19 protein-coding genes and 1 pseudogene are annotated in these 25228 nt (G+C 65.2%); 9 read left to right on the top strand and 11 right to left on the bottom strand.

Annotation, left to right across the window (positions count from 1 at the left end; all coding sequences use genetic code 11):
* Positions 1-141 precede the first annotated feature (141 nt).
* The 4 genes from HNP98_RS15125 (at position 142) to HNP98_RS15110 (ending at position 6944) form a co-directional block, all read left to right on the top strand.
* Positions 142-3588, top strand: a complete 3447-nt coding sequence (locus tag HNP98_RS15125) for a pyruvate carboxylase (RefSeq protein WP_173811003.1) — start codon at positions 142-144, stop codon at positions 3586-3588.
* A gap of 8 nt (positions 3589-3596) precedes the next feature.
* The gene (locus HNP98_RS22370) at positions 3597-4937 is read left to right on the top strand and encodes a M20/M25/M40 family metallo-hydrolase (protein WP_173811002.1); all 1341 of its coding nucleotides are present in this window, start codon (positions 3597-3599) and stop codon (positions 4935-4937) included.
* 99 nt (positions 4938-5036) lie between these two features.
* Positions 5037-5729: a hypothetical protein gene (locus HNP98_RS15115; protein ID WP_173811001.1), complete on the top strand. Its 693-nt coding sequence runs from the start codon at positions 5037-5039 to the stop codon at positions 5727-5729.
* Positions 5730-5873: 144 nt separating this feature from the next.
* The gene (locus HNP98_RS15110) at positions 5874-6944 is read left to right on the top strand and encodes an alpha/beta hydrolase family protein (protein ID WP_173811000.1); all 1071 of its coding nucleotides are present in this window, start codon (positions 5874-5876) and stop codon (positions 6942-6944) included.
* 317 nt (positions 6945-7261) lie between these two features.
* On the opposite strand, the gene HNP98_RS15105 is transcribed toward HNP98_RS15110, so the two are convergent.
* Positions 7262-8098 carry a transporter gene (locus tag HNP98_RS15105; protein ID WP_173810999.1) on the bottom strand — a complete coding sequence of 279 codons (837 nt, stop codon included), beginning with the start codon at positions 8096-8098 and terminating at the stop codon, positions 7262-7264.
* 100 nt (positions 8099-8198) lie between these two features.
* On the opposite strand from HNP98_RS15105, the gene HNP98_RS15100 reads away from it, so the two are divergent.
* On the top strand, positions 8199-9122 hold the full coding sequence (locus tag HNP98_RS15100) for an alpha/beta hydrolase (protein WP_246275154.1): 924 nt from the start codon (positions 8199-8201) through the stop codon (positions 9120-9122).
* 50 nt (positions 9123-9172) lie between these two features.
* Entirely contained in the window at positions 9173-10375 is a 1203-nt protein-coding gene (locus HNP98_RS15095; RefSeq protein ID WP_173810998.1) for a hypothetical protein, read from the top strand.
* A gap of 150 nt (positions 10376-10525) precedes the next feature.
* Here the strand turns inward: HNP98_RS15095 and HNP98_RS15090 are convergent, their stop codons facing one another.
* Genes HNP98_RS15090 through HNP98_RS15080 form a run of 3 tightly spaced genes read right to left on the bottom strand, consistent with a single transcriptional unit; the run spans position 10526 to position 14984 of the window.
* Positions 10526-13903, bottom strand: a complete 3378-nt coding sequence (locus HNP98_RS15090; protein WP_173810997.1) for a UvrD-helicase domain-containing protein — start codon at positions 13901-13903, stop codon at positions 10526-10528.
* 21 nt (positions 13904-13924) lie between these two features.
* Positions 13925-14542 carry a porin family protein gene (locus HNP98_RS15085; RefSeq protein WP_173810996.1) on the bottom strand — a complete coding sequence of 206 codons (618 nt, stop codon included), beginning with the start codon at positions 14540-14542 and terminating at the stop codon, positions 13925-13927.
* A gap of 10 nt (positions 14543-14552) precedes the next feature.
* Positions 14553-14984, bottom strand: a complete 432-nt coding sequence (locus tag HNP98_RS15080) for an acyl-CoA thioesterase (RefSeq protein WP_173810995.1) — start codon at positions 14982-14984, stop codon at positions 14553-14555.
* A 150-nt stretch (positions 14985-15134) separates the two neighbouring features.
* Here HNP98_RS15080 and HNP98_RS15075 point away from each other — a divergent pair, with 150 nt between their 5' ends.
* Together HNP98_RS15075 and HNP98_RS15070 are read left to right on the top strand one after the other, a co-directional pair.
* On the top strand, positions 15135-15329 hold the full coding sequence (locus HNP98_RS15075) for a cold-shock protein (RefSeq protein WP_068239330.1): 195 nt from the start codon (positions 15135-15137) through the stop codon (positions 15327-15329).
* Between the two features lie 349 nt (positions 15330-15678).
* Positions 15679-17718: a DEAD/DEAH box helicase gene (locus tag HNP98_RS15070; RefSeq protein WP_217425793.1), complete on the top strand. Its 2040-nt coding sequence runs from the start codon at positions 15679-15681 to the stop codon at positions 17716-17718.
* A gap of 174 nt (positions 17719-17892) precedes the next feature.
* Here HNP98_RS15070 and HNP98_RS15065 read toward each other — a convergent pair whose 3' ends face one another.
* From HNP98_RS15065 to HNP98_RS15055, 3 genes are all read right to left on the bottom strand, one after another.
* Positions 17893-18345 carry a PA2169 family four-helix-bundle protein gene (locus HNP98_RS15065; protein WP_173810994.1) on the bottom strand — a complete coding sequence of 151 codons (453 nt, stop codon included), beginning with the start codon at positions 18343-18345 and terminating at the stop codon, positions 17893-17895.
* A 184-nt stretch (positions 18346-18529) separates the two neighbouring features.
* Positions 18530-19804 (bottom strand): BaiN/RdsA family NAD(P)/FAD-dependent oxidoreductase, encoded by a 1275-nt coding sequence (locus HNP98_RS15060; protein ID WP_317171119.1) that lies wholly within the window; start codon positions 19802-19804, stop codon positions 18530-18532.
* Between the two features lie 136 nt (positions 19805-19940).
* The gene (locus HNP98_RS15055; RefSeq protein ID WP_173810993.1) at positions 19941-20801 is read right to left on the bottom strand and encodes an NAD(P)-binding domain-containing protein; all 861 of its coding nucleotides are present in this window, start codon (positions 20799-20801) and stop codon (positions 19941-19943) included.
* Positions 20802-20968: 167 nt separating this feature from the next.
* On the opposite strand from HNP98_RS15055, the gene HNP98_RS15050 reads away from it, so the two are divergent.
* On the top strand, positions 20969-21835 hold the full coding sequence (locus HNP98_RS15050; protein WP_173810992.1) for an SDR family oxidoreductase: 867 nt from the start codon (positions 20969-20971) through the stop codon (positions 21833-21835).
* Positions 21836-21996: 161 nt separating this feature from the next.
* On the opposite strand, the gene HNP98_RS15045 is transcribed toward HNP98_RS15050, so the two are convergent.
* The 4 genes and pseudogenes from HNP98_RS15045 to HNP98_RS15030 form a co-directional block, all read right to left on the bottom strand.
* Positions 21997-22812, bottom strand: coding sequence for a LysM peptidoglycan-binding domain-containing protein (locus tag HNP98_RS15045; RefSeq protein ID WP_173810991.1), 816 nt, complete (start codon positions 22810-22812; stop codon positions 21997-21999).
* Between the two features lie 105 nt (positions 22813-22917).
* Positions 22918-23217: a hypothetical protein gene (locus tag HNP98_RS15040; protein WP_173810990.1), complete on the bottom strand. Its 300-nt coding sequence runs from the start codon at positions 23215-23217 to the stop codon at positions 22918-22920.
* Between the two features lie 222 nt (positions 23218-23439).
* Positions 23440-23793: pseudogene (locus HNP98_RS22265) on the bottom strand (YkvA family protein); the annotation flags it as partial.
* Between the two features lie 71 nt (positions 23794-23864).
* Positions 23865-25064 (bottom strand): hypothetical protein, encoded by a 1200-nt coding sequence (locus tag HNP98_RS15030; RefSeq protein WP_173810989.1) that lies wholly within the window; start codon positions 25062-25064, stop codon positions 23865-23867.
* Between the last annotated feature and the right edge of the window lie 164 nt (positions 25065-25228).

Below are 25228 nucleotides of genomic sequence, written 5' to 3'. Positions count from 1 at the left end.
AGATGTGCGCGAAGTGGCGTTTAGGCTAAGGATTGCTTCGCCTCATTCGCTGGTGGCCGGCATGCAACAAAACCGCGAAGAATTAGCACGGGCGGGACCCCGGGCGTAGCTTAGCCGCCGGCTAGTCAACCGCCTTGCTTCATGAAAATCACCAAGCTGCTTGTCGCCAACCGGGGCGAAATTGCCATCCGCGTGCTGCGTGCCGCCACCGAGCTGAACATCCCCACGGTGGCCGTGTACACCCACGAAGACCGCTACTCGCAGCACCGCTATAAGGCCGACGAGGCCTACCAGATCGGCGGCGACGACGAGCCGCTCAAGCCCTACCTCGACATCGAGGGGCTGCTGCGGGTGGCCCGGGCCAACGGGGCCAACGCCATCCACCCCGGCTACGGCTTCCTGAGCGAAAACGCCACCCTGGCCTGCCGCTGCCGCGAGGAGGGCATCATTTTCGTGGGGCCCCGGCCCGAGGTGATGGAGGCGCTCGGCGACAAGGTGCGGGCCAAGGAGGTGGCCGTGCAGTGCCAGGTGCCCCAGATTGAGAGCAGCGAAAAGGAGCTGAACGACTTCGAAACCGCCAAAAGCGAGGCCCAGCGCATCGGCTACCCCGTGATGCTGAAGGCGGCCAGCGGCGGCGGCGGCCGCGGCATGCGCGTGATTCGCGACGACGAGCAGCTGGAGAAAGGGTTTTTTGAGGCCCGCAACGAGGCCCTGAACGCCTTTGGCGACGACACGGTGTTTCTGGAGAAGTTCGTGGAGCGGCCCAAGCACATCGAGGTGCAGCTCGTGGGCGACCAGCACGGCCACCTCGTGCACCTGTATGAGCGCGACTGCTCGGTGCAGCGCCGCTTCCAGAAGGTGGTGGAAGTGGCCCCCGCCCTGAACCTGCCCGAGCACCAGCGCCACCTCTTATACGAGTACGCGCTGCGCATCGGGCGGGCCGTGGGCTACGACAACGTGGGCACGGTGGAGTTCCTCGTGAACCCCGAGCAGGACCGCATCTACTTCATCGAGGTGAACCCCCGCATTCAGGTGGAACACACGGTGACCGAGATGATTACGGGCATCGACCTGATCAAAACCCAGCTCTTCATTGCCGCCGGCTACCCGCTCGAATCGCCCGAAATCGGGCTGGGGCCCGACGTGGTGGTGCCGCGCAACGGTTGCGCCATCCAGTGCCGCGTGACGACCGAAGACCCGGCCAACGACTTCAAGCCCGACTACGGCACCATCGTGGCCTACCGCTCGGCGGGCGGCTTCGGGGTGCGCCTCGACGAGGGCTCGGTGTACCCGGGGGCCGTGGTGTCGCCGTTTTTCGATTCGCTGCTGGTGAAGGTGTCCACGCACTCGGCCACGCTGGCCGGGGCAGCCCTGAAGATGCTGCGCACGCTGGAAGAATTCCGGGTGCGCGGGGTGCGCACCAACATCCAGTTTCTGCAAAACATCGTGGCCGACCCCGATTTCCAGGCCGGCCGCGCCACCGTTGATTTCATCAAGGACCACCCCGACCTGTTCAAGTTCGAAACCCGGCTCGACCGGGCCACGCGCCTGCTCAACTTCATCGGCGACGTGGTGGTGAACGGCAACGCCGACGTGCCCGCTGCGGTGCGCGAGGCCCCGCGCCCCGCGCTGCGCCGCCCCCGCCTGCCGCACTTCGACGCCGACGCCACGCCCGCGCCCGGTACCAAGCAGAAGCTCGACGAGCTGGGCCCCGAGAAATTCGCGGAATGGCTGCGCGCCGAGCCGCTGGTGCATTATACCGACACCACCCTGCGCGACGCCCACCAGAGCCTGCTGGCCACCCGCATGCGCACCTACGACATGCTGAGGGTGGCCCGCGCCTACGCCCAGCGCCACCCCCAGACCTTCTCGCTGGAGGTGTGGGGCGGCGCCACTTACGACGTGGCCCTGCGCTTTTTGCACGAAGACCCCTGGGCCCGCCTGGCCCGCCTGCGCGAGGCCGTGCCCAACATCCTGCTGCAAATGCTGATTCGCGGGGCCAACGGCGTGGGCTACAAGGCCTACCCGGACAACCTGACCGAGAAATTCGTGCAGGTGGCGGCCGAAACCGGCGTGGACGTGTTCCGCATTTTCGACTCGCTGAACTGGATGAAGGGCATGGAATCGTGCATCAATTTCGTGCGCAAAACCGACCGCCTGGCCGAAGCCGCCATCTGCTACACCGGCGACATTATGGACCCGAAGCGGACCAAGTACACGCTGGATTATTACCTCAAGCTGGCCAAGCAGCTGGAAGACGCCGGGGCCCACATCCTCTGCATGAAGGATATGGCGGGGTTGCTGAAGCCCTACGCCGCCACCGAGCTCATTGCCGGCCTGCGCGACACCGTGAAGCTGCCCATCCACCTGCACACCCACGACACCAGCAGCCTGCAGGCCGCCACCCACCTCAAGGCCGTGGAAGCGGGCGTGAACGTGATTGACGTGGCGATGGGGGCCCTGTCCGGCCTCACCTCGCAGCCCAACTTCAACTCGGCGGTGGAGATGCTGCGCCACACGCCCCGCCACCGCGAGTTCGACCAGGCCTCGCTCAACGAGTTCAGCAACTACTGGGAGGCCGTGCGCGAGCATTACTACCCCTTCGAGTCGGGCCTGAAAGCGGGCACCTCGGAGGTGTTCCAGCACGAAATTCCGGGCGGGCAGTACTCGAATTTGCGGCCCCAGGCGGCGGCCCTGGGCCTGGCCGATAAGTTCGAGGAAGTGAAGCAGCGCTTCGCCGACGTGAACCAGATGTTTGGCGACATCGTGAAGGTGACGCCCAGCAGCAAAGTGGTGGGCGACATGGCCTTGTTCATGGTGAGCAACAACCTGAGCCCGGCCGACGTGCTGGAGAAAGGCGAAACCCTGAGCTTCCCCGAGTCGGTGCGCGAGCTGTTCCGCGGCGACATTGGGCAGCCCGAGGGCGGCTGGCCCGCCGAATTGCAAAAGCTGGTGCTGCGCAACGAAACGCCCTTCACCGACCGGCCCAACGACCACCTGGCGCCCATTGATTTCGATAAGGAGTGGGCGGCGTTTCAGGAAACGCACCCCGGTGGCAAGTTCACCCACCTGCTCTCCAGCCTGCTCTACCCCAAGGTGTTCGCCGATTACTGGGCCCACCGGGAGCAGTACGGCGACGTGAGCCGGGTGCCCACGCCGGTGTTTTTCTACGGCCTGGAGCTGGGCGAGGAAACCATCGTGGAAATTGCCCGCGGCAAGTCGGTGCTCGTGAGCGTGCAGTCCATCGGGCCCGTGAACGAGGAGGGCACGCGCACGCTCTTCTTCGTCCTCAACGGCCAGACCCGCAACCTGGAAGTGCGCGACCGGGCCGTGGCCGTCACCAAAGTCAGTAATAAGAAGGCCGACAAGGGCAACCCCCACCAGATTGCCGCGCCGCTGCAAGGCATGCTCAGCAAAGTGCTGGTGGAGGCCGGGGCCGCCGTGCCGCGCAACACGCCGCTGTTCGTCATCGAGGCCATGAAGATGGAAACCACCATCACGGCCCCCCACGACCTCACCGTGGCCAGCATCGACCTGCCCGCGGGCACCCGCGTATCCGCCGACGACCTGGTGCTGACCCTTAGCTAAATTCTCCCGTGAAGCACCTTTTCCTGGCCGGTTGCCTGCTGGCGGCCCTGCCATTGGCCGCCCAAACCAACGTAAAAATCAAAACCAAGGCCAAGGCCCCGGCGGCTGCGGCCCCGCAGGTTTCGGCCGCCACGGTGGCGCGGGTGGAGCAAACCCTGGCCGCCGACGACATGCAGGGCCGCGGCACCGGCCAGCCCGGCGGCCTGCGGGCGGCGCGGTTCCTGGCCGGCGAGTTTGCCCGCATCGGCTTGCGGCCGCTGCCCGGGCTCAGCAGCTTCGAGCAAACGTTCACGGTTTACAAAAGCCAGCCCGGCCCCGTGGCCGCCGTGCTGAACGGCCAGCCCGTGGCGGCCAGCCAGGTGATAATGGCCTCGGGCGCGCCCGCCCTCAGCTGGACCAGCGAAGACGCCCAGCCCGTGGCCATTGTGCGCGTGGCGGCGGGCGAAAAGGCCCGGCTGGGGCCCCTGCTGCACCCCACGGCCAACACGCTGGTGGTGGTGGACACCACCCACGCCAAAGAGTTCGCGCAGCTGGCCAACTACCTGCGCCAGGGCACCATGAGCCCCGGGCCGCCCCCGCCTTTCGCCACGGTGGTGGTGCTGGCCAATGTGCCCGAAAAGTTCACCTACCGCATCAGCGCCAGCACCGCGCTGCGGCCCCTGGAGCTGCGCAACGTGGTGGGCCTGCTGCCCGGCCACGACCCGCGGCGCAGCCGGGAAAACGTTGTTTTCTCGGGCCACTACGACCACCTGGGCATCGTGAAGCCCTCCGCCGCCGGCGACTCCATTGCCAACGGGGCCGACGACGACGCCAGCGGCACCACCGCCGTCGTGGCCCTGGCCGAATACTTTAAGCAGAAGAACGACAACGCCCGGCCGCTCTTCTTCGTGGCGTTTGCGGCCGAGGAAGTGGGTGGGTTTGGCTCGCAATACTTCTCGAAGCAGCTCGACCCGCAGCAAGTGGTGGCCATGTTCAACATCGAGATGATTGGCAAGGAGGCCAAGTTTGGGCCCAAAACCGCGTTCATCACCGGCTACGAAAAATCGGACTTTGGCTCGTTGCTACGGGAAAACCTGAAGGGCACCGAGTTCCGGTTTGAGCCCGACCCGTACCCCGACCAAAACCTGTTTTACCGCTCCGACAATGCCACCCTGGCTCGGCTGGGCGTGCCGGCCCACACCATCAGCACCGACCAGATTCCGACCGACAAGCTCTACCACAGCGTGGGCGACGAAGTGGGCAGCCTGGACGTGAATAACATGACGGCCGTTGTTTCGGCCATTGCCCGCAGCGCCCGCGGCATCGTGGCGGGCACGCAGACCCCCACCCGCGTGGCCCTCGAGAAATAACCGCGGGCCCCCGACCGGCGCGGCGGGAACGGGCCGGGAGCCGGTGCGCCGTGCCGTGGTAGTAACTTTAGGCACTTTCCTCACTATTTATTCTGCGTAATGAAACAGTTGACGTTGCTGCTGCCGCTGCTGGGCCTGCCGCTGCTGGCCACCGCCCAAACCGACGACCAGACCCGCCAGATGACGAACATATTCAACAGCGGCTTCAGCCCCGTGGTCCGCAGCGGCTTTGAAGTACAGGGCAGCCCCTTGCTGCTGGCCGCCTGGACGCCCGCCGCGCTGCTGCTAACGGGCAGCACCAAGCCGGTAGCGGCCCCCGTGAAGTACGACCTGGTGCGCCAGGAGCTGCGGGTGCGCCGCCCCACCGGCGACTCGGTGGCCGTGACGGCCGCGCAAGTGCAGGAATTCACGCTGGCAGCCGGCAGCCCGGCGCGGCGCTTCGTGCGCCTGGCCGGGCCCGGGGCCCCCGCCGGCTTTGCCGAAGCCCTCACGCCCGGCCCCCACTTACAACTGCTCAAATACTACGAGAAAGTAGTGGAGACAGCGGCGGCCAGTGGCTCGGGCTACGCCAGCACCGCCACCACGAGTGCCTACGCCGACCACACCAAGTACTACCTAAAAGGCCCCGACGGGAAGCTCGCCGAAGTGCGCCCCAAGCGTGCCAGCCTGCAAGAAGCCCTGGCCGCCTACCCCGCCGCCCTCGCCGCCCTCAAAGCCCGCAAAGGCAGCCTCGGCAACGAAGCCGAGCTGCGCGACGCCGTGGCGGCCCTGGACCCCCTGGTGGCAAAGTAGGGCCCCGGGGCGCTGGCACGGCGCTGCGCACCAACCGGGGAATGGCCTGGCCGCTCAAGGCACAACGGCCGCAAGGCAGCCTTTGCGTTGGCTCCGCGTTTTTAGGGCACGCTGCTGGTAGCAGACGATCAGCTTTGCCTGCCCATGTTCCTCCGATTAATTTCTGGTCCGCCGCGCTTGTTGGTGCTGCTCCTGCTGTTTTTTTCGGCTCACGCCGTGCGAGCCGACGCCGATGCCGACCTTGCGGCCAAGCTGGGCTTCAAATTGATTCGCCTCGCCCAGCGGGGCGAAACCACGTCGTTTCTGGTGGCCGGCACGCCCGCGCAGCTGCGCCAGCGCAAGCCCGTGGTGGTGCTGTGCCAGGGCTCGGAAGTGCGGCCGTTGATTGCCGTGGACGACAAAGGGCCGTTTTTTATTGGCTGGCCGGGCGATTTAAAATCCTACCAGGACCGCTACCACTTCGTCATCGTCGGCAAGCCGGGCCTGCCCCTGGTGGCCCCCGTGGCCGCCCTCACGCCGGCAATGGATTACGCGGACCCCGCGACTGGCCGGGCGCCGCTGGCCTGGCTGGCGCACGACACCCCCCAGCAGTACGCCGCCACGGCCGAAGCCGTGCTGCGCTACCTGCGCCGGCAGCCGTGGGTGGACCCCCACAACACGGCCGTGGTGGGCGTGTCGCAGGGCTACCACACGGCGGTGTGGCTGGCGAAGCGGGACTGCCACGTGACGCACGCGGCCCTGCTCGCCTCCAATCCCTACAGCCGCCTGCACCAGTACGTAGCCGAAGTCCGGGCCGAGCAGTACCGCGGCACCCTTGCCCCGGCCCGGGCCCAAAGCCAGGTCGATTCGCTTTACCTGCAATACCGCGCCCTGGTGGCGGGCACCGAAGCCGCCGCCCGGCCGTGGAACGGCGACTTCTGGCGCAACTGGGTGTCGGTAACCAAGTACGCCGCCATCGACGCCATGCTGCGGCTGCGCATCCCCCTGTTCGTGGGCTACGGCACGGCCGACATTGGCTCGGCCCTGAACGACATCCTGCCCTTTGAGTTTGACCGGCGCGGCAAAACCAACCTCACGCTGCACGCCTACCCCGGCCTCGACCACCACTTCACCCTACCGCTCCCCGCCAAAGACGGCCACCCGCAGGCGCCCGAGTGGCACGGCGACGAGGTTTTTAAAGACGTGATGGCGTGGCTGGCAACCCCAGCCCACTAGCCGGCTGGCCACCAAGAAATAGGGGTTTTTCTAGTAGGCGGTTAGCCGGTAGGATTGTTCCCAAATAAAAATCGCACAAAATAAAAAGTGTCATGCAGAGCGCAGCGAAGCATGACGCTCTTTCGCTTAATTCAGGAGCAAGTCTGAGAAGCTGTTGAGTGAATAAAAACGGTCGTGCTGAGCTTGCCGAAGCATCCCTGCCGCAGCAGCAATCAGGCATTAGTGAGTGGGAGGCAGGCTTCGACAAGCTCAGCATGACCGCCGAAAGAGCGCTAAGGTTAGTTCAAACAGCTTCTAAGTAACCGAAAAGCCGGCCCTCACCGCCCCAGCCGCGCGGCCACGCCGGCCCCCACCGTGGTGCTGCCCGCGGCGGGGCCCCCCAGCACGCGCCCGGTGTTCACGTCGAGGCGCAGCCGGGGCTGGGGCCGCCAGTAGAGGCCGGCCGTGGCGCCGGTGTTCCAGTCGGTGCGGCCGGCGGTGTAGGCCTCCGCGAAAAAGCCGGCGCGGGGGCCCAGCGGGCCGTTCAGGGCCAGGGTGCCCAGGAACTGGCCGCGCTCGGTGTCGGCCAGCGTGAGGCCCGGCTGGCCGAAGCCCAGGTTGGCTTCCAGGCCGAAGCGCTGGCCCAGCTGCTCGCTCACGAGCAGGCGGGCCGCCGGGGCCCAGTGGGCCTGCTGCTGCGGTTGCGCCCCGGTGCCGGGCACGGCGGTTTCGGCCAGCAGGGCCACCTGGGTGCGGGTGTCGTAGTTGGGCGAGAGCATGAGCTTGGTGCCCACCACCAGCGGGGCCCAGCCGCCCGGCGCAGCGGCCGGGGCCCCCTCGGGGCCGGCGGGCAACGCGCGTGCGCCGGCCCCCTGGTACGGCTGGCTCACGCGCAGCTCCATGCCGTTGAAAAAGCCGATGCGCAGCGTGGGCGTGCTCAGCCAGCCGGCGGCCCCGGCGGGGCGCGGGGCCAGGCGCAGGGCCCCGGCTTCGAACTGGAGCTGGCCGGGTTGCAGCACCTGGGCGGTGACCGTCTGGCCCGGCCGGTCGGCGCGCAGGTTGCGCACGAAGGGCGCGTCCAGGTTGGGGTTGTTTTCTGCCGGCGTGTTTTGGGCCAGGGTGCGGCCGGCGCTGCCCAGCAGGGCGGCGAGGGCCCACAGAGTGGTCTTGCGCATGGCCCCTGAGACCCGGCGCTGCCCCGAATGGTTCCGGGGGCCCGGCAACCCGGCCGGTTCGGCTTGCGTAGCCGGCCCAATCCATTGGCTACCTTTCGGCATGAAACCTCCCTTCTGGCTCCTCGCTTCCGTCCTCATGAGCTTACCCCTGGCCCCGCTGCTGGCCCAGCCGGTGCTGCCGCTCTACACCGGCTCCATCCCCAACTCCATTCCCACCGCCACGCAGGAAAAGTCAACGCCCGAAAACGGCAACGTTCACGTCACCAACGTGGTGCAGCCGTCGCTCACGGTGTACGTGCCGCCCATTGGCACCGCCAACGGCACGTCCATCATCGTGTGCCCCGGCGGCAGTTACGCCTTCCTGTCGATGACCAACGAGGGCACGGAAGTCGCCCAGCGCCTCACCGGCATGGGCATCACGGTGTTCATTTTGAAGTACCGCCTGCCCAACGACGCCCTGCAACCCGACAAAAGCATTGCCCCGCTGCTCGACGCCCAGCAGGCCCTGCGCCTCGTGCGCCAGCAGGCCCCCAAGTACAACCTCAACCCCGAGCGCATCGGCCTGATGGGCTTTTCGGCCGGCGGCCACCTGGCGGCCACGGCCGGCACCCAGTTTGCCCACCCCGTGGGCCCCAACCCCGGCCCGGCCTCGGTGCGCCCGGCCTTCCTGATGCTGATTTACCCGGTCATCAGCTTTGCCGACAGCATCGGCCACGCCAACTCGCGCGTGAACCTGCTGGGCAACAACCCCCCGGCGGCCCAGCGGGTGCAGTATTCGGCCGACCGCCAGGTGACGGCCCAAACGCCGCCCACGTTCCTGGTGCACGCCCAGGACGACCCCCTGGTGAAGGTGCAAAACAGCCTGGCTTTTTACGAGGCCTGCCTGCACCACGGCGTGCCCGCCGAAGTGCACCTGTTTGCCAAGGGCGGCCACGGCTTCGGCCTGCACAACGCCAGCACCACCGACGACTGGTCGGAACGCCTGCGCGAGTGGCTGGCGGCCAACGGCTGGCTGACCCGCTAACGGCCGCCGCCGGCCGTTTTCGTGCGGAAACGGCCGGTTAGCTGTTTCCTTTGCGGAAGTTTTTTCTGCTGCTCCGGGCCCTGCCTATGCGTCTTTATTTTTACGCGCTTTTTAGCTGCCTGGGCTTTGCTGGCTGCGAGCAGCACCTGTACCGCCGCGACGAAGGCCGCCCCGCGCGGGTAGCCCCGGCCGGCCCCCTGCCCGGGCCGCCGCTCGCCGCCCCGGTTCCGCCGCGGCCGGCCCTCGCGGTGCCGGGCATTGCCCTGGTCATCAACGGCCAGCCCCACCGCCTGCTGGTGCAGGCCCGCAACGACTCGGCGCGGCCGCTGAGCACGGTGGCGTACTTTGCCGATGACGACCGGGCCCGGCAGCACCCTACGCTGGTGCGGGGCTTCGACGGCCGCTTCACGTTTACGCTGCGCGACGCGGCCGGCCAGCAGGTGTTCCAGCGCCAGCTGCGCAAGGCCGACTTTGCCAAGGTGGGCACGGCCGACATCGTGGTGGAAAGCGCCGTGGCCCCGCCCGCCTTCCTCGGCTACTCGGCCGCGCTGGGGGCCCTGGTGTTCACCGTCGATTTCGCGGTGCCCGACAGCGACGACGGCTTCCAGGCCGTGCTGCTGCTGAACCTGAAGGGCCAGGTGGTGCGCCTGAGCCCGGGCCGCGGCCTGAGCGGCGGGCCCGACTGCGACCCCGCCCTGGCCCACGACGGCCGCGCCATGCTCACCAACGCCGAAATCATCCGCCCCGGCCTGCCGCCCCTGCGCCTGGCCCGCCCCGGGGCCGACCTGGCCGGCGCGTTTTTTCTGACCGACACCACGGTGCTGGCCGTGTACGACCCCGGCAAAAACCGCCCCGTGCGCCTGCCCGACGGCCTGCTCAGCTACGAGCGTCGCGCCACGCCCCAGCAGCTCCAGGCCCCCAACGCCTTCGTGGTAAGCGTGGCCAACGGCCAGGTCCTCAGCAAGTTCCACTACCACGGCTACTACGAAGGCATGGGCTACAGCGTGCCCCACCACTGCCTGCCCGCCACCCGCACCTGCTACTTGCTCGACGAAAAGCGGGGCCTCTACCTGCTGCCCGCGGCCGCGCCGGGCCCCCCGGCCGTCATGAGATTCGCCGAGATGCCCCGGTTCGTGGCCCCCCAGTGGGCCCAGGAAGTGCGGTTCGAAATGCAGGGCGAAGACGCCCAGTTCGCCTTCTACGCCGACACCCTCCACCCGCGCCGCATCCGCTACCAGCGCCTGCAGGACTGAGCAGCGAGCAACTTGAGGCCCCGGGCCGTCGTGCTGAACGCAGTGAAGCATCTCCCCGCTGAGCAAATCAATCGTTTAACGACGCAGTAGAGATGCTTCGACAAGCTCAGCACGACGGCCCAGGGCCCCAAATTGCCCGCGGATCGCTGCCTAAACCGTCACCACTTCGCCGGTCTGGAAATAATAGATGATGCCCTGCACCTCTTCGTAGCCCAGCTGCTCGAACAGTGCGGCGTAGTGGCGCATGGGCTTGCGGTGGGCCTCCTGGGGCGGCGGCAGCCGGAAGTCGAGCAGCGTTACGCGGCGGCCCGTGCGGTCCAGCACCACCCGGTCGGGCTTGTAGGGCCGCAGGTGCACGCCGCCAATCAATATTTCGCGCTCCGTTTCCACGCTCAGGTGCGGGGCGAAGTAAGGGGCCAGGCGCGGGTCCGCCACGATGCGCGTCAGGCTGCCGGTCATCTCCTCGCGCTCCTTGGCGCTGATGATGCCCTCGGCCACGAGCTGCCCCGCCACCCGGGGCACGTCGGTGGCCGTCAGCAGGCGGCGCAGGCCGTAGTGCAGCTTGCGGTTCCACTCGCCCAGGCGCTGCTGCTCATCAAAGTCGAACACCGTGGCGGCGTGGCGGCGCAGCCGCAGGCGCTCTTCCCAGGGCGCGGCGGTGAGGTTGGTCAGGGCGTAAGTGCCGGCCGCTGCGGACTGGTTAGCAGGCTTTGGGGCGGCCAACGCGCCCCGCGACAGCACGAACGCCACCTGCTCGTCCTGCCACTCGCCCCGGCCCTGCAAGTAGCCGTGCAGCAAGTCGGCCACGGTACGGGCAGCGGCCGCCGGGGCCCCCGGCTCATCGTCGGCCTTGGCTGCTTTCCTGGCCTCGGGCCGTTTGCTGAGCACGTACAGCCGGTGCCGGGGCCGGGTGAAGGCCACATACAGCGTATTCAGCCCTTCCAAAAAGGTCTTTTCGCGCTCGTCGGTGTACTGCCCGGCCAGCGCCGTTTGCTGCAAGGTGGCATTCAGGCCCACCACTGCCACGTCGGGCAGCGAGGGCAGGGGCTTCTCATCGGCGGCCAGGTGGCCCCAGAGCAGGGTGTTGCGGTGCGGCTCCAGGCTCCAATCGGCAAATGGCACGATGACCACGCCGTAGGCCAGGCCCTTGGCCTTGTGCACGGTGGTGATGGTGATGGCCGCCCGCCCACCCGGCGCGTTGATGCTCACGCGGCCCTTGCGGGCCTCCCAGTCGGCCAGGAAGTTGCCCAGGTTATTGCCGTGCCGCAGGCTAAAATCCAGCGTCAGGTCCAGGAACCGGAACAGGTAGTCGCTCTCGCCGTTGCGCCCCAGCAGCCCAAACAAATCAATGAGCCGCTCCGACAGCTCGTACAGGCCCAGGTTGCCGGTTTCGTCTTCCCGCACGTCGTAGCCCAGGGCCCGCAGCTCGTCAAAAAACGGCTTGGCGTGTTTCTCGTTGGCAACGTCGGCCAGGTGGCGCACGCGGGCCGGCGTGGGGGCCTCGTGCCGCACCACCTTGTCCACGAGCAGCAGCGCCTCGGCCCGCGCCAGCGTGTCGGCCGGCTGGTGCAGCACCCGGAAGATGCTGATGAGCAGGTTCACCACCTCCGCAAACTCCAGCGCCAGCGAGTCGGCCGAAATAATGGCGTAGCCCCGCTCTTTCAGGAACTTGGCCATGATTTTGCTGGCCTGGCGCGTGCGGCACAGCACCGCCACGTCGGCCAGGGCGTAGCCGTCGGCCAGGGCCTGCTCCACCAGGGCCAGGGCCAGGTAGCAGGTGCTTTCTTCGTAGGTGAGCGCGGCCCCGGGCGCGTAGCCGGCCAGCGCCGCGCCGGTGTACCGGCCGGCCGGCGCGTCGTAGGCCTGGGCCGGCGCGTCCTTCTGGGTAAATAATAATTCCACGTGCCCGGCCGGACCCGCGGCGGCCCCGGCCGGCACATCCTGCCCAAAGTGCGCGTCGTAGATGCCCTGCACCAGCGGCAAATCGGCGTGCCGCCCGCTGGCCGCCGCGAAAAACGAATTATTAAATTCAATGATTTCCCGCGCCGAGCGGTAGTTGGTTTGCAGCGCTTCGGCCTTCAGCGCCGGCCCCACGGTTTCGTAGCGCAGGCGCAGCAATTCGCGCATTTCCGGCTCGCGGGCCCGCGCCGCCAGGGCCTCGGTATTGCCTTGGTGCAGGCGCAAAATCTGCTCCATCTCGCCGCCGCGCCAGCGGTAGATGGCCTGTTTGGCATCGCCCACCGCTAGGCTGTCGAAGCCGTTGGCCAGCGTGTTTTCCACCAGCGGCAGCAAATTATTCCACTGCAAAACCGACGTGTCCTGGAACTCGTCGATTAATAAATGCTCGTATTTCTCACCCAGCCGCTCGTACAGAAACGGCACCGGCTCGGTGAGCACGATGCTGGCAATACGGCGGTTGAATTCCGAAATCAGCACCACGTTCCGCTCGCGGCTAATCTGCTCTACCAATTTATTTAATTCGCTCAGCAGCGAGGCGTGAAATAAATACGGCTGCATGGCCGTGAGTAAGATATAATTTGGCAAAAACTTCTCGCGCAGCGTATCCAGCGTGGCCACCAGCTGCCGCAGCGGCTCCTTCACGGCATCGACGCGGGCGCGGTCGGCGGCGGTTTTTATTTTGCCGCTGTACCACTTGTCGTCGGCCAGCGTGGCCTGTACGTAGCTGTTGGGCCCCGCGCCGGCCGCCAGCAGCTCGGTCCCTTTTTGCACGTAGCCAAAAATGCCGCGCTTGCCCTGGAAGAAGTCGGCTTCCTGGGCCCCGGCCGCGTCCAGCACGGCTCCGGCGGCTTCCTGGGCCTGCGTGAAAGCCGCCTCAATGGCTGCCCGCTGCGCCCGGATGTCCCGGTCCAGCCGCCGGAAATCGGCCAAATCGAGCTTGCCCAGCTCCGCCACCGCCTCCTGTACCGTCTCGTTGAACAGCGCCCGGCCGAAGGTGGCCAGCTCCTCGGGCAGGCGGCTCCAGCTCTTGCCCTCGTCGGCGCGGCCCAGGGCGTAGTCGGCCAGCGTGGCCGAGAGCAGCCGGGTGTCGGTGTCGCGGTTCACCTTGTCGAGCAGCGCGGCCACGGCGCTTTGCAGCACGCTGTCCGTGTCCAGCTCCACTTCGAAGCTGGCCGGCAGCTCCAATTCCCGCGTGAAAGCCGTCACGATGCGCTGCACAAACGCATCGATGGTGCTCACGGCAAAATCGGCGTAGTGGTAGAGCACCAGCCGAAACGTGGCCGTGGCCCGCCGCCGCACCGCGTCGGGGCCCACGCCCAGCGCGGCGGCCACGTCGGCCAGCAGCGCGTCGGGCGGGCCCCCGGCCTCGGGGTAGGCGAAGCGCCGCAGCGCCCCCACGATGCGCGTTTTCATCTCGCCCGCCGCGTCGTTGGTGAACGTAATGGCGAGGATGCGCTTGAAATACGCCGGGTCATCGGTACCCAGCGCAAGGGTCAGGTATTCCTTCGTTAATTGGTACGTTTTCCCCGAGCCGGCCGAAGAAGAGTAAATGCGGAAAGAAGGTGCCATGAGCGCCGGAAAACTAATTATTTAAAACCGGAAGTTGGTAGTAAGCTGCACCGACTCAAATTCAAACTCTGTCACAGCCGACCGTTGCCCGATGCCGATGTGGTTCAAGCCGAACAGGTAGCGGCCCGCCAGACTCAAATTTCTCATCACGTAAAATTCCAGTCCCGCCGTTGCGCCAACACTGCGTTCCTCCGTATCGTGTGTTATGTCCTCGGAACTGCCGTTAACCCGTTGAGTGGCGCGAATCAACAAATCAAACTGAGGCCCCGCCATAATTTCAAGGCGCGGCGTCAGGCTGTATTTCAACAGCACCGGCAACGACAGGTAACCGAACGAGTATTCCGTCCCGGAAGTGTTGTTTTTTCCACCCATCAGCGAGTACAAGTATTCGGGTTGCAGGAAGAGCCTTTTGCCAATCGGGACTTGCAACAAGAAGCCGGTTACGAATCCCGGCTTCCAGGCGGTTTCTACCGGTGCCGCCGGTGCGGGAATGCCGCGGTTGAAATCAGTATTTGAGGAATTAAAACCAGCTTTAATGCCGAAGCTGATTTTATGAGTTGGTGCATGAACCGCCGGGTTTTGTGCACGTGCTTCAACAGTTAAATACAGCGCGGAAAATAATAATAGTAAATGCTTCATGCCAACGGCCCTAATTGATAGGATTCTGTAGCCACCCCACCATTTCCTCCGTTACCCGCACGGGCCGGCCGCTCTGGGGGTCGAGCAGCACCCAGGTGGTTTCGGCCTCGCACAGCAGCACGGCATCGGCGGCGCGGCTGAGGCGGGTGTGGCGCACCGAGGTGGCCCCGCTGGTTTCGCCCACCCAGGTGGTGGCCCGCAGGGCATCGCCGGCGAAGGCCGGGCGGTGGTAGCGGATGCGGTGCTCGCGCACCACCCACACGTACTGGCCCTGCTGCGCGGGCGGGCAGATGGCCAGCCAGTGGGCTCCGGCCACGTCCTGCACCCAGCGCACGTACTCCACGTTGTTGGCGTGGCCCAGGGCGTCGATAGCGGCGGCGGGTACCGTGAAATCGTGGGTGAACCGGAACGCGGGCGTTTCGGAAGCAAGCGGAATACTCATGGGGCTAGGGGGAGGGACGGGGCAAAGGTCGGCAGCGACGGAAAAATCCGGCGGCCTTGCGCAATTGAAAAGTATGCTTATCTTTGACGCAACCTAAGACATCAAGCCACGGTGGCCCAAACGCTTAGCGAAACTCCACAACCCACCACCATGCCCACCGGAACGGTAAAATTCTTTAATGACACCAAAGGCTTTGGTTTCATCAAAAACGACGAAACTGGCGAAGACATCTTCGTTCACATCAGCGACCTCCAAGTTAGCTCGATCCGCGAAAACGACAAAGTACAATACGAAGTAGCCCAAGGCAAAAAAGGCCCGAACGCTGTGAAAGTTTCGCTGGTTTAGTACCAGCTCCTGCTTTGCGACAAGAAAGCCCGCCTTTGGTGGGCTTTTTTTTGTGCCCGGACCCTTGGGCTGCGGGCCCGCGCCGCCGGGCGGAGGCCCGCAGCCCAAGGGTCCGCGGCGCAACTATTCTGCTTGCCGTAGCTTTTACCGCAAATTTTCCGTATCTTTGCACCCGCATTTGAGAATGGCCTCATGTTCGCACCCGCCAGGAGTTGGCGTTAACGCGTTGGCCGCGTAGTTTTTCCGGTAGTTTTTTCCCGCCTGTTTGTTGAAGGTAGAAGGAGGGGAAACGTCGCTGTATCGGCTGTTTTCAGAGCGTAGTCTCTTTTCCCCATTCTATTTCCAACTTATGGAACCCGAAAAAACCCAAGAAGCCGCCGCGGAGAAAAACGTGGTGCGATTTGATGAGCTGAACCTCTCCGCCGAGGTGCAGCGTGCCATCACCGAGATGGGCTACGAGGAAGCCTCGGCCATTCAGGCCGCCGCCATCCCCGCGCTGCTCGCCGGCAAAGACGTAATCGGCCAGGCCCAAACGGGCACCGGCAAAACCGCCGCTTTCTCGATTCCCGCCATCGAGGGCGTCGACGGCGACTCGCGCGACGTGCAGGTGCTCGTGCTCTGCCCTACCCGCGAACTCGCGGTGCAGGTGTCGGGCGAAATCCAGAAGCTCGGCAAGTACAAGCGCGGCCTGGCCGTGGTGCCGATTTACGGCGGCAGCAGCTACGACCGCCAGTTCCGGGCCCTGGAACGCGGCGTGCAAATCGTGATTGGTACCCCCGGCCGCGTGATGGACCACATCGAGCGCGGCACGCTGAAGCTCGACAAGACCACCAAAATCATCCTCGACGAAGCCGACGAGATGCTCGACATGGGCTTCCGCGAAGACATCGAATTCGTGCTCAGCAAAATGCCCCAGGACCGCCAGACGGTGTTTTTCTCGGCCACGATGAGCAAGCCCATCATGGAGCTGACCAAGAAGTACCAGCGCGACCCGCAGGTAGTAAAGGTCAACCACCAAACGATGACGGTGACCAACATCGAGCAGAGCTACTTCGAGGTGCGGGGCCCCCAGAAAAAGGACGTGCTCACGCGCATCCTCGACATGTACAACCTAAAATCGACCATCGTTTTCGCCAACACGAAGCGCATGGTGGACGAGATTGTGGCCGATTTGCAAGCCAAGGGCTACTTTGCCGAGGGCCTGCACGGCGACATGGGCCAGCAGCAGCGCCAGAACACGCTCGATAAATTCCGCAAAAACACCCTCGAAGTGCTGGTGGCCACCGACGTGGCCGCCCGCGGCATCGACGTGGACGACGTGGAGGCCGTGTTCAACTACGACCTGCCCGCCGACGAAGAATACTACGTGCACCGCATCGGCCGCACGGGCCGCGCCGGCAAGTCGGGCAAGGCCTTCACCTTCGTGAGCGGCCGCGACATCTACAAGCTGCGCGACATCATGCGCTTCACCAAGGCCCAGATTAAGCTGGAGCAGGTGCCGTCGTTCGCCGACGTGTCGGAAGTGAAAACCACCCTCTTCCTGAACCAAATCAAGGAGATTGTGGAGAAGGGCAACCTGGAGAAGTACGTGGGCCGCGTGCAGCGCCTGCTCGACCAGACCGAGGACATCACCTCGCTCGACATCGCCGCCGCGCTACTGAAGATGACCATGAAGGAAGACAAGCGGGCCGAGCAAAGCCTCGACGCCAGCCGCACGGCCGGCGTGGTGCGCACCGGCTTCACCCGCCTGTTCATCTCGATGGGCAAGAAAGACCGGATTCACCCCCGCGACATCGTGGACCTGATTTCGGAGAGCACCAACCTGCAAGGCGGCAAAGTGGGCGACATCGCCCTCTATGATAAGTTCAGCTTCGTGGAAGTGCCCAGCGAGTTTGCCGATGAGATTGTGGGCCAGCTCGGCCGCAGCAGCATCCAGGGCCAGCCGGTGAGCTTCAGCATCGCCACGCCCGTGCAGGACGCGGCCGCTAAGGAAGAAGGCAATACCCGCGGCCCCGGCAGCTTCGGTGGTGGCGAGCGCCGCGGTGGCTTCGGTGGCGGCGAGCGCCGCGAAGGCGGCTTTGGCGGCAACCGCGGCGGGGGCAGCTTCGGCGGCAACCGCAGCGGCGGCGGTAGCAGCTATGGCGACCGCCGCGAGGGCGGCTCGGGCGGCGGCTACAAAGGCAACCGCGACGGGGGCAGCGGCTACGGCAGCCGCCCCGCCTACGGCGACCGGCCGGCTTACGGCGACCGGCCCAAACCCTACGGCAACCGCGGCGCGGCCGGCGACCGGCCCGCCTATGGCAGCAAGCCGTACGGCAACAAAGGCGGCTTTGGGGGCACCCGCGACAACGAGGCCCGCCCGCCCCGCACGGAAAACTTTGACGAGTAGGAAATCCGGCAGGCCCCGTGCTACCGTAGGTTGTTCGGGTTGGTTGAAAGGCCGCCTGCTGGTTCTATTAGCGTGACATATTAGTCGTTATAACCCAATAAAAAAAGCCGCTCGACCGAGCGGCTTTTTTTATTGGGTTTTGGCTGGTCCCACCAAAGGCGGGGCGGCCAGTGGCTACTTGGCCGAATCGCGCAGCGACTTGATTTTATCGTGGGCATCGTGGATGCCCTGGGCTTGCTTTTCGAGCACCGCTTTCAGGGCGCTGGGCAGGTCCTGGGCCTTAAGGGCAGTGTCGTAGGCTTTTTTGGCGTAGTCTTCGCCTCGCTCGCACTCGTTGAGAACAGCCTTGTTGTCTTTGCTGGTCAGGGCCGCTTTCAGGTCAATCCAGGCGCGGTGCACGGTGCCAGTCACAGACGAGCCTTCGTTGGTTTTGGGGTGCAGGTCCAGCTTGAACATCTGGTCCTCTATCTCGGTGATGTAGCCAGCGCGTTGAACGGCAAAATGCTTGAAGGTATCTTTCAGCGAGGCGTCCTCTACGTCGGTCATGGCATCGGCGTAGCCTTTCTGGCCGTCTTTCAGGGTCTCAACCAACTCGTTGAGCAGGGCTTGGGTGGCTTTAGCTTCCATTTTAATACAAAGATTGGGTGAAAAATAACCCTCTTGTTTACTTGGCCCGCCAGCGGAAGGTTACAGTGCCGCCCTTCGATGACAGATTCTAGGTTATGAAGCATAAATTAATTCAGGGCCTGGTGCAGCCGGCTGCGCCATTGCACTCCCCGCGCAACCGCTAACGCGGCGAACGGCTCGGAAATTAATTTGATTCCTCGCCGAAACTTGCCATGGCCTGCCCGGCCAGAAAGCCGGTCGTCCAGGCAGCCTGGAAGTTGAAGCCGCCCGTCACGCCGTCGATGTCGAGCACCTCGCCGGCAAAGTAGAGGCCGGGCACGCGGCGGCTTTCCATCGTCGCTAAGTCAATATCGGTCAGCGCGATGCCGCCGCAGGTCACGAACTCGTCTTTGTGCGTGGTTTTGCCCCGCACGGCCAGCGGGGTGCGCAGCAGCAGCTCCAGCAGGCGGTTTTGGGCCTTGGCGGGCACGTCGCTCCAGCGCAGGTCGGGGCCGATGCCGGCCTGCTCGGCCAGGGTGCGCCACAGGCGCTGGGGCAGGCCCAGCTGCGGGTTGGCGGCCACGCCCTTGCGGCCGTTGTCCTGCCGGAACTGGTGCAGCCAGGGCCGCAGGGTGTCGTCGGTGTGGTCGGGCAGCCAGCTGATGAGCGCCGTGCCGGTGTAGGCCAGCTCGCTCAGGCGGCGGGCCCCCCAGGCCGAGAGCTTGAGCACGGCCGGCCCGCTCACGCCCCAGTGCGTGACGAGCAGGGGCCCTTCGTAGGCCAGCTTTTCGCCGGCCAGCGTCACGCGGGCGCGGGCCACGCTCACGCCGGGCAGCTCGCGCAGGGGCGAGTCGGGCACGTTGAAGGTGAACAGCGACGGCACGGGCTCGGCCAGGGCGTGGCCCAGGGGGCGCAGCCAGTCGTACTGGGCGCTTTTGGGCTGGCCGCCGGTGGCCACCAGCAGGCGGGCCACGGCCAGCGCGGGGGCCGGCCGCCCGGTTCCGGCCAGCCGGAGCTGAAAGCCGCCGGGCTGTGGCGTTATTTCCTCGACATTAGCGTTGGTGAACACCTGCACGCCGGTCCGGCGGGCCGCGTCTTCCAGGGCCCGGGCCACGGTTTCGCTGCTGTCGGTGACGGGGAACATCCGGCCGTCGGCCTCGGTCTTGAGGGCCACGCCGCGCCGGGCAAACCACGCCACGGTGTCGGGCACGCCAAACGTTTGAAAGGCCGCTTTGAGGGGCTTGCCGCCGCGCGGGTAGTGGGCCACGAGCTGGGCGGCCGACTCGCAGGCGTGCGTCACGTTGCAGCGGCCGCCGCCCGACACGCGCACCTTGCCCAGCAGCTTGCCGGTTTTTTCCAGCAGCAGCACCCGCAGGCCGGGGTTGGCCTCGGCGCAGGCAATGGCCCCAAAAAAGCCGGCCGCGCCGCCGCCCAGCACGGCCACGGTAGGGGCATTGGCAGAGGAAGAAGAACTGTTCACGCCGCAAATTTACGGCCTGGCGCGGGGCCACCGCTACATAATCAGCCATTAGCTATTAGCTGCTAGCCATTAGCTTGTTTTTTGACTGCCAAGGAGCTATGGCATAGAAAATGTCTGTTTAGTGGTGGCCTAATGCTTAGCAGTGCGGCAGGGCGGCCAGCACATCGTCGTGCCGAAACTCGTAGGGCACGGTGCGGCGCAGCAGGCTGCTGTCGATGCTTTTGCCGGTGGGGCCGGTTTCGGGGCGGAACGTGGGCGGTTCCAGGCCGAGGTAGCGGGCGGCCGCGGGGTAAAAGTCGCGCCGGAGCGGGTGCTCGGCCGCGGCCACGTTGAAGGTGTGGCCCCAGGCCCCGTGCCGGATGATGGCCCCGAGCACGCCCACGGCGTCGGTGAGGTGCAGCAGGTTGACGGGCGCGTTGCCCTGGGCCAGGGCCTGGCGGCCGGCCAGAAAGCGCCCGGGGGCCCGGCCCGGCCCGATGAGGCCGCCCAGGCGCACCACGGTGCTCTGCCACTGGCCGTAGCGGGGCACGAAATGCCCTTCGGCCCGCAGCACGTCCGACGCCGCGTCGCGGTTGCTCAGGGCGTCGGCCTCGCGCATGGCCCGCGGCTCGTCGGGGTACACGCTGGTGGAGCTGACGAATAGCACGTGCCCGATGCCGGCGGCCGCCACGGCGCGGTGCACGGGGCGCAGCAGGGTGGGGTAGGTGCCGGCGGCGGTGGCCCGGGGCGGCACGTTCAGCACCAGCACGCTGGCGGCTTTGAGCAAGTTGAGCAGCACACCGTCGGCGGGCGGGCCGAAATCGGTGCCGAGCTGGAGCAGGTGGGGCCGCACGCCCAGCTCGGTAAGGGCTTCGACCTGCGCCGGGGTAGTGGTGGTGCCCAGCACGGGGTGCCCGGCGGCCAGCAGGTGCCGGGCCAGGGCCGTGCCCAACCAGCCGCACCCCAGGATGGCCACGGTGGGCAGCGAAAACGACGGATCGTCGGAAACCGGTTCCATATGCGAAAGATTAGGCAAAAGCTCAACACTAAAAAGCAAAGCTGCGAAGGAAACCACCCTTAATATATGACTCCGCTAATAAAACTTTTCAGGCCCCCGCCAAAGCCGGGGCCCGGTGTACCTTCGGGCGGCCAATTCCCCACTCATTCCCGGTTGAATTTATGACTATGCCCTTTGCGCAACCCATGCTTCGCGACCACGCGCTGGCCGGCAAAACCATCATCGTGACCGGCGGCGGCACCGGCCTGGGCCGCGCCATGACCACCTATTTCCTCCAGCTGGGGGCCAACGTCACCATCACCAGCCGCAAAATAGACGTGCTCGAAGCCACCGCGGCCGAGCTGCGCACCCAAACCGGCGGCCGGGTGCTGGCCGTGGCCTGCGACGTGCGCAAATACGACGAAGTGGAGAATATGCTCGACGCCACCATCGCCGAGTTTGGGGGCGTGGACGTGCTCCTGAACAACGCGGCCGGCAATTTCATTTCGCCCACCGAGCGCCTGAGCCACAAGGCGTTCGACGTGATTGTGGACATTGTGCTGCGCGGCTCCTATAACTGCACCCTGGCCGTGGGCAAGCGCTGGATTGCCGACAAAAAGCCCGGCGTCATCCTCAACATCGTCACGACTTATGCTTCGGTGGGCTCGGCCTTCGTGGTGCCCTCGGCCGCTGCCAAAGCCGGCGTGCTGGCCATTACCCGCTCGCTGGCCGTGGAGTGGGCCAAATACGGCATCCGCAGCAACGCCATTGCCCCGGGGCCCTTCCCCACGGAAGGCGCGTGGAGCCGCCTTTTTCCCGAGCCGCTGGCCAGCCGGCTCGACCCGGCCGCCAGCGTGCCCCTCAAGCGCGTGGGCCAGTACCAGGAACTGGCCAACCTGGCCGCCTACCTGGTGTCGGATTTCTCGGCCTACGTCAACGGCGAAGTCGTCACCATCGACGGCGGCGAATGGCTCAACGGGGCCGGTGAATTCAACAAGCTCGGGATGCTCACGCCGGAAATGTGGGACCAAATTGAAAAAACCATGCGCCGCTGAATCGCACATTTAACGGATTTTTGGGGCCCCGCCCCTAACGAGTCAATAACCGAAAAACAGCAAAAAAGGCGGTCCGCTTGGGTCGCCTTTTTCATTTATCGATTGCCTATTGGCGCTGGACCGTCAGGGGCGGAACTACAAAAAATCCGTTAAATGTGCGATTATAGCTTGTACCCTGGGAAGCCTTTGGTGAACTCCTCTGGGGGGATGGGTTGGTTGACGACCATGTTGTAAAACTCGAACTTCTCGAACAGGCCCCGGTCGTCGCGTACGTCCACCACGATGGGGAGGTAAGTTTTAACATCGACGCAGAGGGTGACGCGGCGGCCGTAGCCGTTGGGCACCTGCAACACCTTGCCCTCGGGCAGGGCGTCGCCGGGGCCCAGGTTGTTGCGCTCCAGGATGCGGTATTCGCCGCAGCCGAACCGCTCGGCCACGGTGGTCACGGTTTCGTTTTTGCCGGCGCGGTAGGCCACGTAGCGAAACTGCGGGAAGTCGGAGCGCAGGACGTAGCACGGGTGGGCCAGCACGGCGGTGTCGCCGGTGTAGCGAAACGTGCGGCTAAAGGTGGCGTCCTGGCGCAGGGAGGTGGTGCGCAGCAAGTCGGCAATGGTGCCGAAGCCGGCTTGCAGCACGGTGTGGTGCTGGCCTTTGCGCATCAGGGCCCCCTGCGGGTTGAGGCTGAGCGTGACGTACGGGAAGCTGGCCGGGTACACCCAGGCATCGCCGCCGTTCTGGCCCGTCGCCCACAGCACTTCCACGTTTTTATTGTCTTTCAAGTACACCCGAAACGGGCTGAAAGACAGTTTCATGTTGCTGCTGGAAGGCTTCACGGCGTTGCCGATGCGCTCCTGCGCCCGGGCCGAGCACCGGAGGTAGCGCAGGCCTTCGATGGCCGTGCTCAGGCGAGCCACCAGCTGCTCGGTGGTGATGGCCGGCGCGGCGGCCGGCCGGCCGGCGGCCAGCAGCAGCCCCATTGTGCCAAAAAAAATACCCAAAAAGGCAAAGCGGCGAACCAACGACAAACGCATTAAAGCAGAAAAGAAGGGGAACCGACGAATCGATTGCCCGGGTAACGAACCTTAGTTCAGACTGATGGGAGGAAAGCGGGAGGCCACGGTGTCGAAGATGAACAGCTCGTCAATCTCGATGCCGCTGAAGTAGCGGTACAGCGGAAACTGCTCCACTACCGTCCGCACGGCCCCCGCGTCTTCGCCGTTGATGGTGACCCACCCCCGGCGGCGGTCGGCGCTGATGGCATACGTTTCGATGACTTTTTCTGTCAACAGGCGGTTGATGTGCGAACGGTGCCGGGGGATGAGGGCTAGAAAATCTTCTTCGTAAGTATCGGGCAGCGTAATGGTAACGACGAACGTGGGCATGGCGGGTGAAAACGCGGCCCGGGGTAGGGCAAGCAGCGTTGCGGTAAAGTTACGGCCCGGCCGGGCCTACGAGTGGCCCAGCTCGGCTACGCTGGGCAGGGTTGCGTCGCCCCGCGCCGGGGCCGCGGCTTCGTCCGGGGCGCCGGGGGCAGCACTGGCCTGGGCCCGCTCCCAGTCGCGGAACTTGGTTATCTCGCCCTGAAACTTGCCCACGAACCAGCTAATCAGACTCAGGTCGTCGAGGAAACCGATGACGGGGATGAAATCGGGAATTAAATCAATCGGCGACAGCACGTACAGCAGCACCGCCAAACCGGAAACAATGGTGGTGGTCGAAATCTGGCGGTAGTCGCCGCTGGCGTAGCGGCGCACGAGCCGCACCAGCGCCAGGGCCACGTCGAAAAGCTGCTGAAACTTATTGTCCTTGCGCTGCTCGTCGGCCAGTTTGGTGGCCACCTCGTTCAGCACCGCCACCACCTTGAACGGACGGCCCAACAGGGCGGTGGCCCGGGCCACAAACACGTTAAAAACGGCATTCTTGGAGATGCGAAGGCCTTTTTCGGCGAGGCTGGACATGGATGAGCGGTTGGTGAGGCAGCGCACCCGATACGCGCAACCGTGCCCGGATGTTATGCCGCCGTGCCTTGCTACGCGCCGTCTCGCTCGAACAGGGGCGTGGTGCCGCCCACCCAGTCTTTGTCCTTGTTGAAATCGACGCCAATCATGGCCCCGCGGCTCAGGCGGGCCAGGCCGGTAAGCAGGCGCGGGCGGGCTTCGCCGCGCTGCCACACGTAGAGCAGGCGGATTTCGCACTTCACCAGCCCGTCGGGGGCCTGCACCACGGGGGCGTAGGCCACCTTGTGCTGCAACAGGTAATGCGCCTTGTCGGGCAGCGCGTCCAGGTCGGCGGCCGTGAAGTCGAGCTTTACGCCGGCCCCGGCAAACGAGTACAGCGGCTTCAGCACGTAGTTTTCCAGGTCGGCCGGGTACGTTTGCAGGTCGCTCACGTAGTGGCTCGGCGGCACGAAGGGCCCCCGCAGCAACGGCAGCGTGAACTTGCTGACGCGGAAAAACCAGTTGGGGTGGCCCACCCATTCCACGTCCACGTCGTCGGTCAAATTAAACTCGGGTTTCAGCTCCGGGTAACGCGCCAACTCATCGAAAATAATGCGGTTATAAATGCGCTTAATTTGAATCTCGCGGCCGTCCTTCTCGTAAAATAATTGCCGCCCCTTTTTGCGGACGTCCATTAGGTTGACCACTTCGATGCCCCACGCTTTTTTGGACAGCGCAAAGTCGATGCGGGTCTTTTGCCGCTCCGGGAATAATTCCAGCAGCACCACGTGCTCGGCGGCTTCGTTGCCCAGAATCAATTGCCGCATCTGGGCGTGGTAAGCCGCGGCGTCGGGCACGGCCAGGAACGGCGACACACCGTCGGCAATGGGGTAGTGCTGCTGGAAAACCCCCGGCAGCCACGCCTGAAACGCGTAGAGCGATGGAAATCCTTGCAATTCAATTAGCTGCGGCTCCAGCTCGCCCTGCGCGTCGCGGCACACGGCAAAGTCGAACGTCAAAAACTCGGGCCGCCCGTCCTCATTCGGCACCCGCTGGTGCGGCGGAATGGCCGCTTCGGTAAGGGCTTTGAAGTCGGGCCGGGCAATGACATCGATGAGGTTTTCGCCGGCGGCGATTAGTTTTTCACGCAATCCGGCCGGTACGAACACCGGCGTTTCGGCCACTCGGAAATCGAGCTGGCCGGGCAGCTGGTGGTCGATGTCGGCCATCATTTCCCGGTATTTTTCCGGCGAAAACGCAGCGTTGAAAACCTGGCGGTAAGCGGGAATCATAAGCAGGAGTTAGGCTATTAATTTATTAGTTGTCAGGTGCTCGTTGTCAGTCGTTAATATTTTAAAATGGTAGTGGATTAATTCAGGGTGGCGGTTGTAGATTGGTTTATGGTTTACACCCAGCATTATTGCGCCAAGTGCGCCAGTGACCAAATCCGCCGCAA

Origin of the sequence: Hymenobacter caeli (assembly GCF_013294115.1) — a bacterium.
GTDB classification, from domain to species: Bacteria; Bacteroidota; Bacteroidia; order Cytophagales; family Hymenobacteraceae; genus Hymenobacter; species Hymenobacter caeli.
Note: the sequence above shows the minus strand (reverse complement) of the source record. Positions and strands in the feature narration are given on the sequence as shown.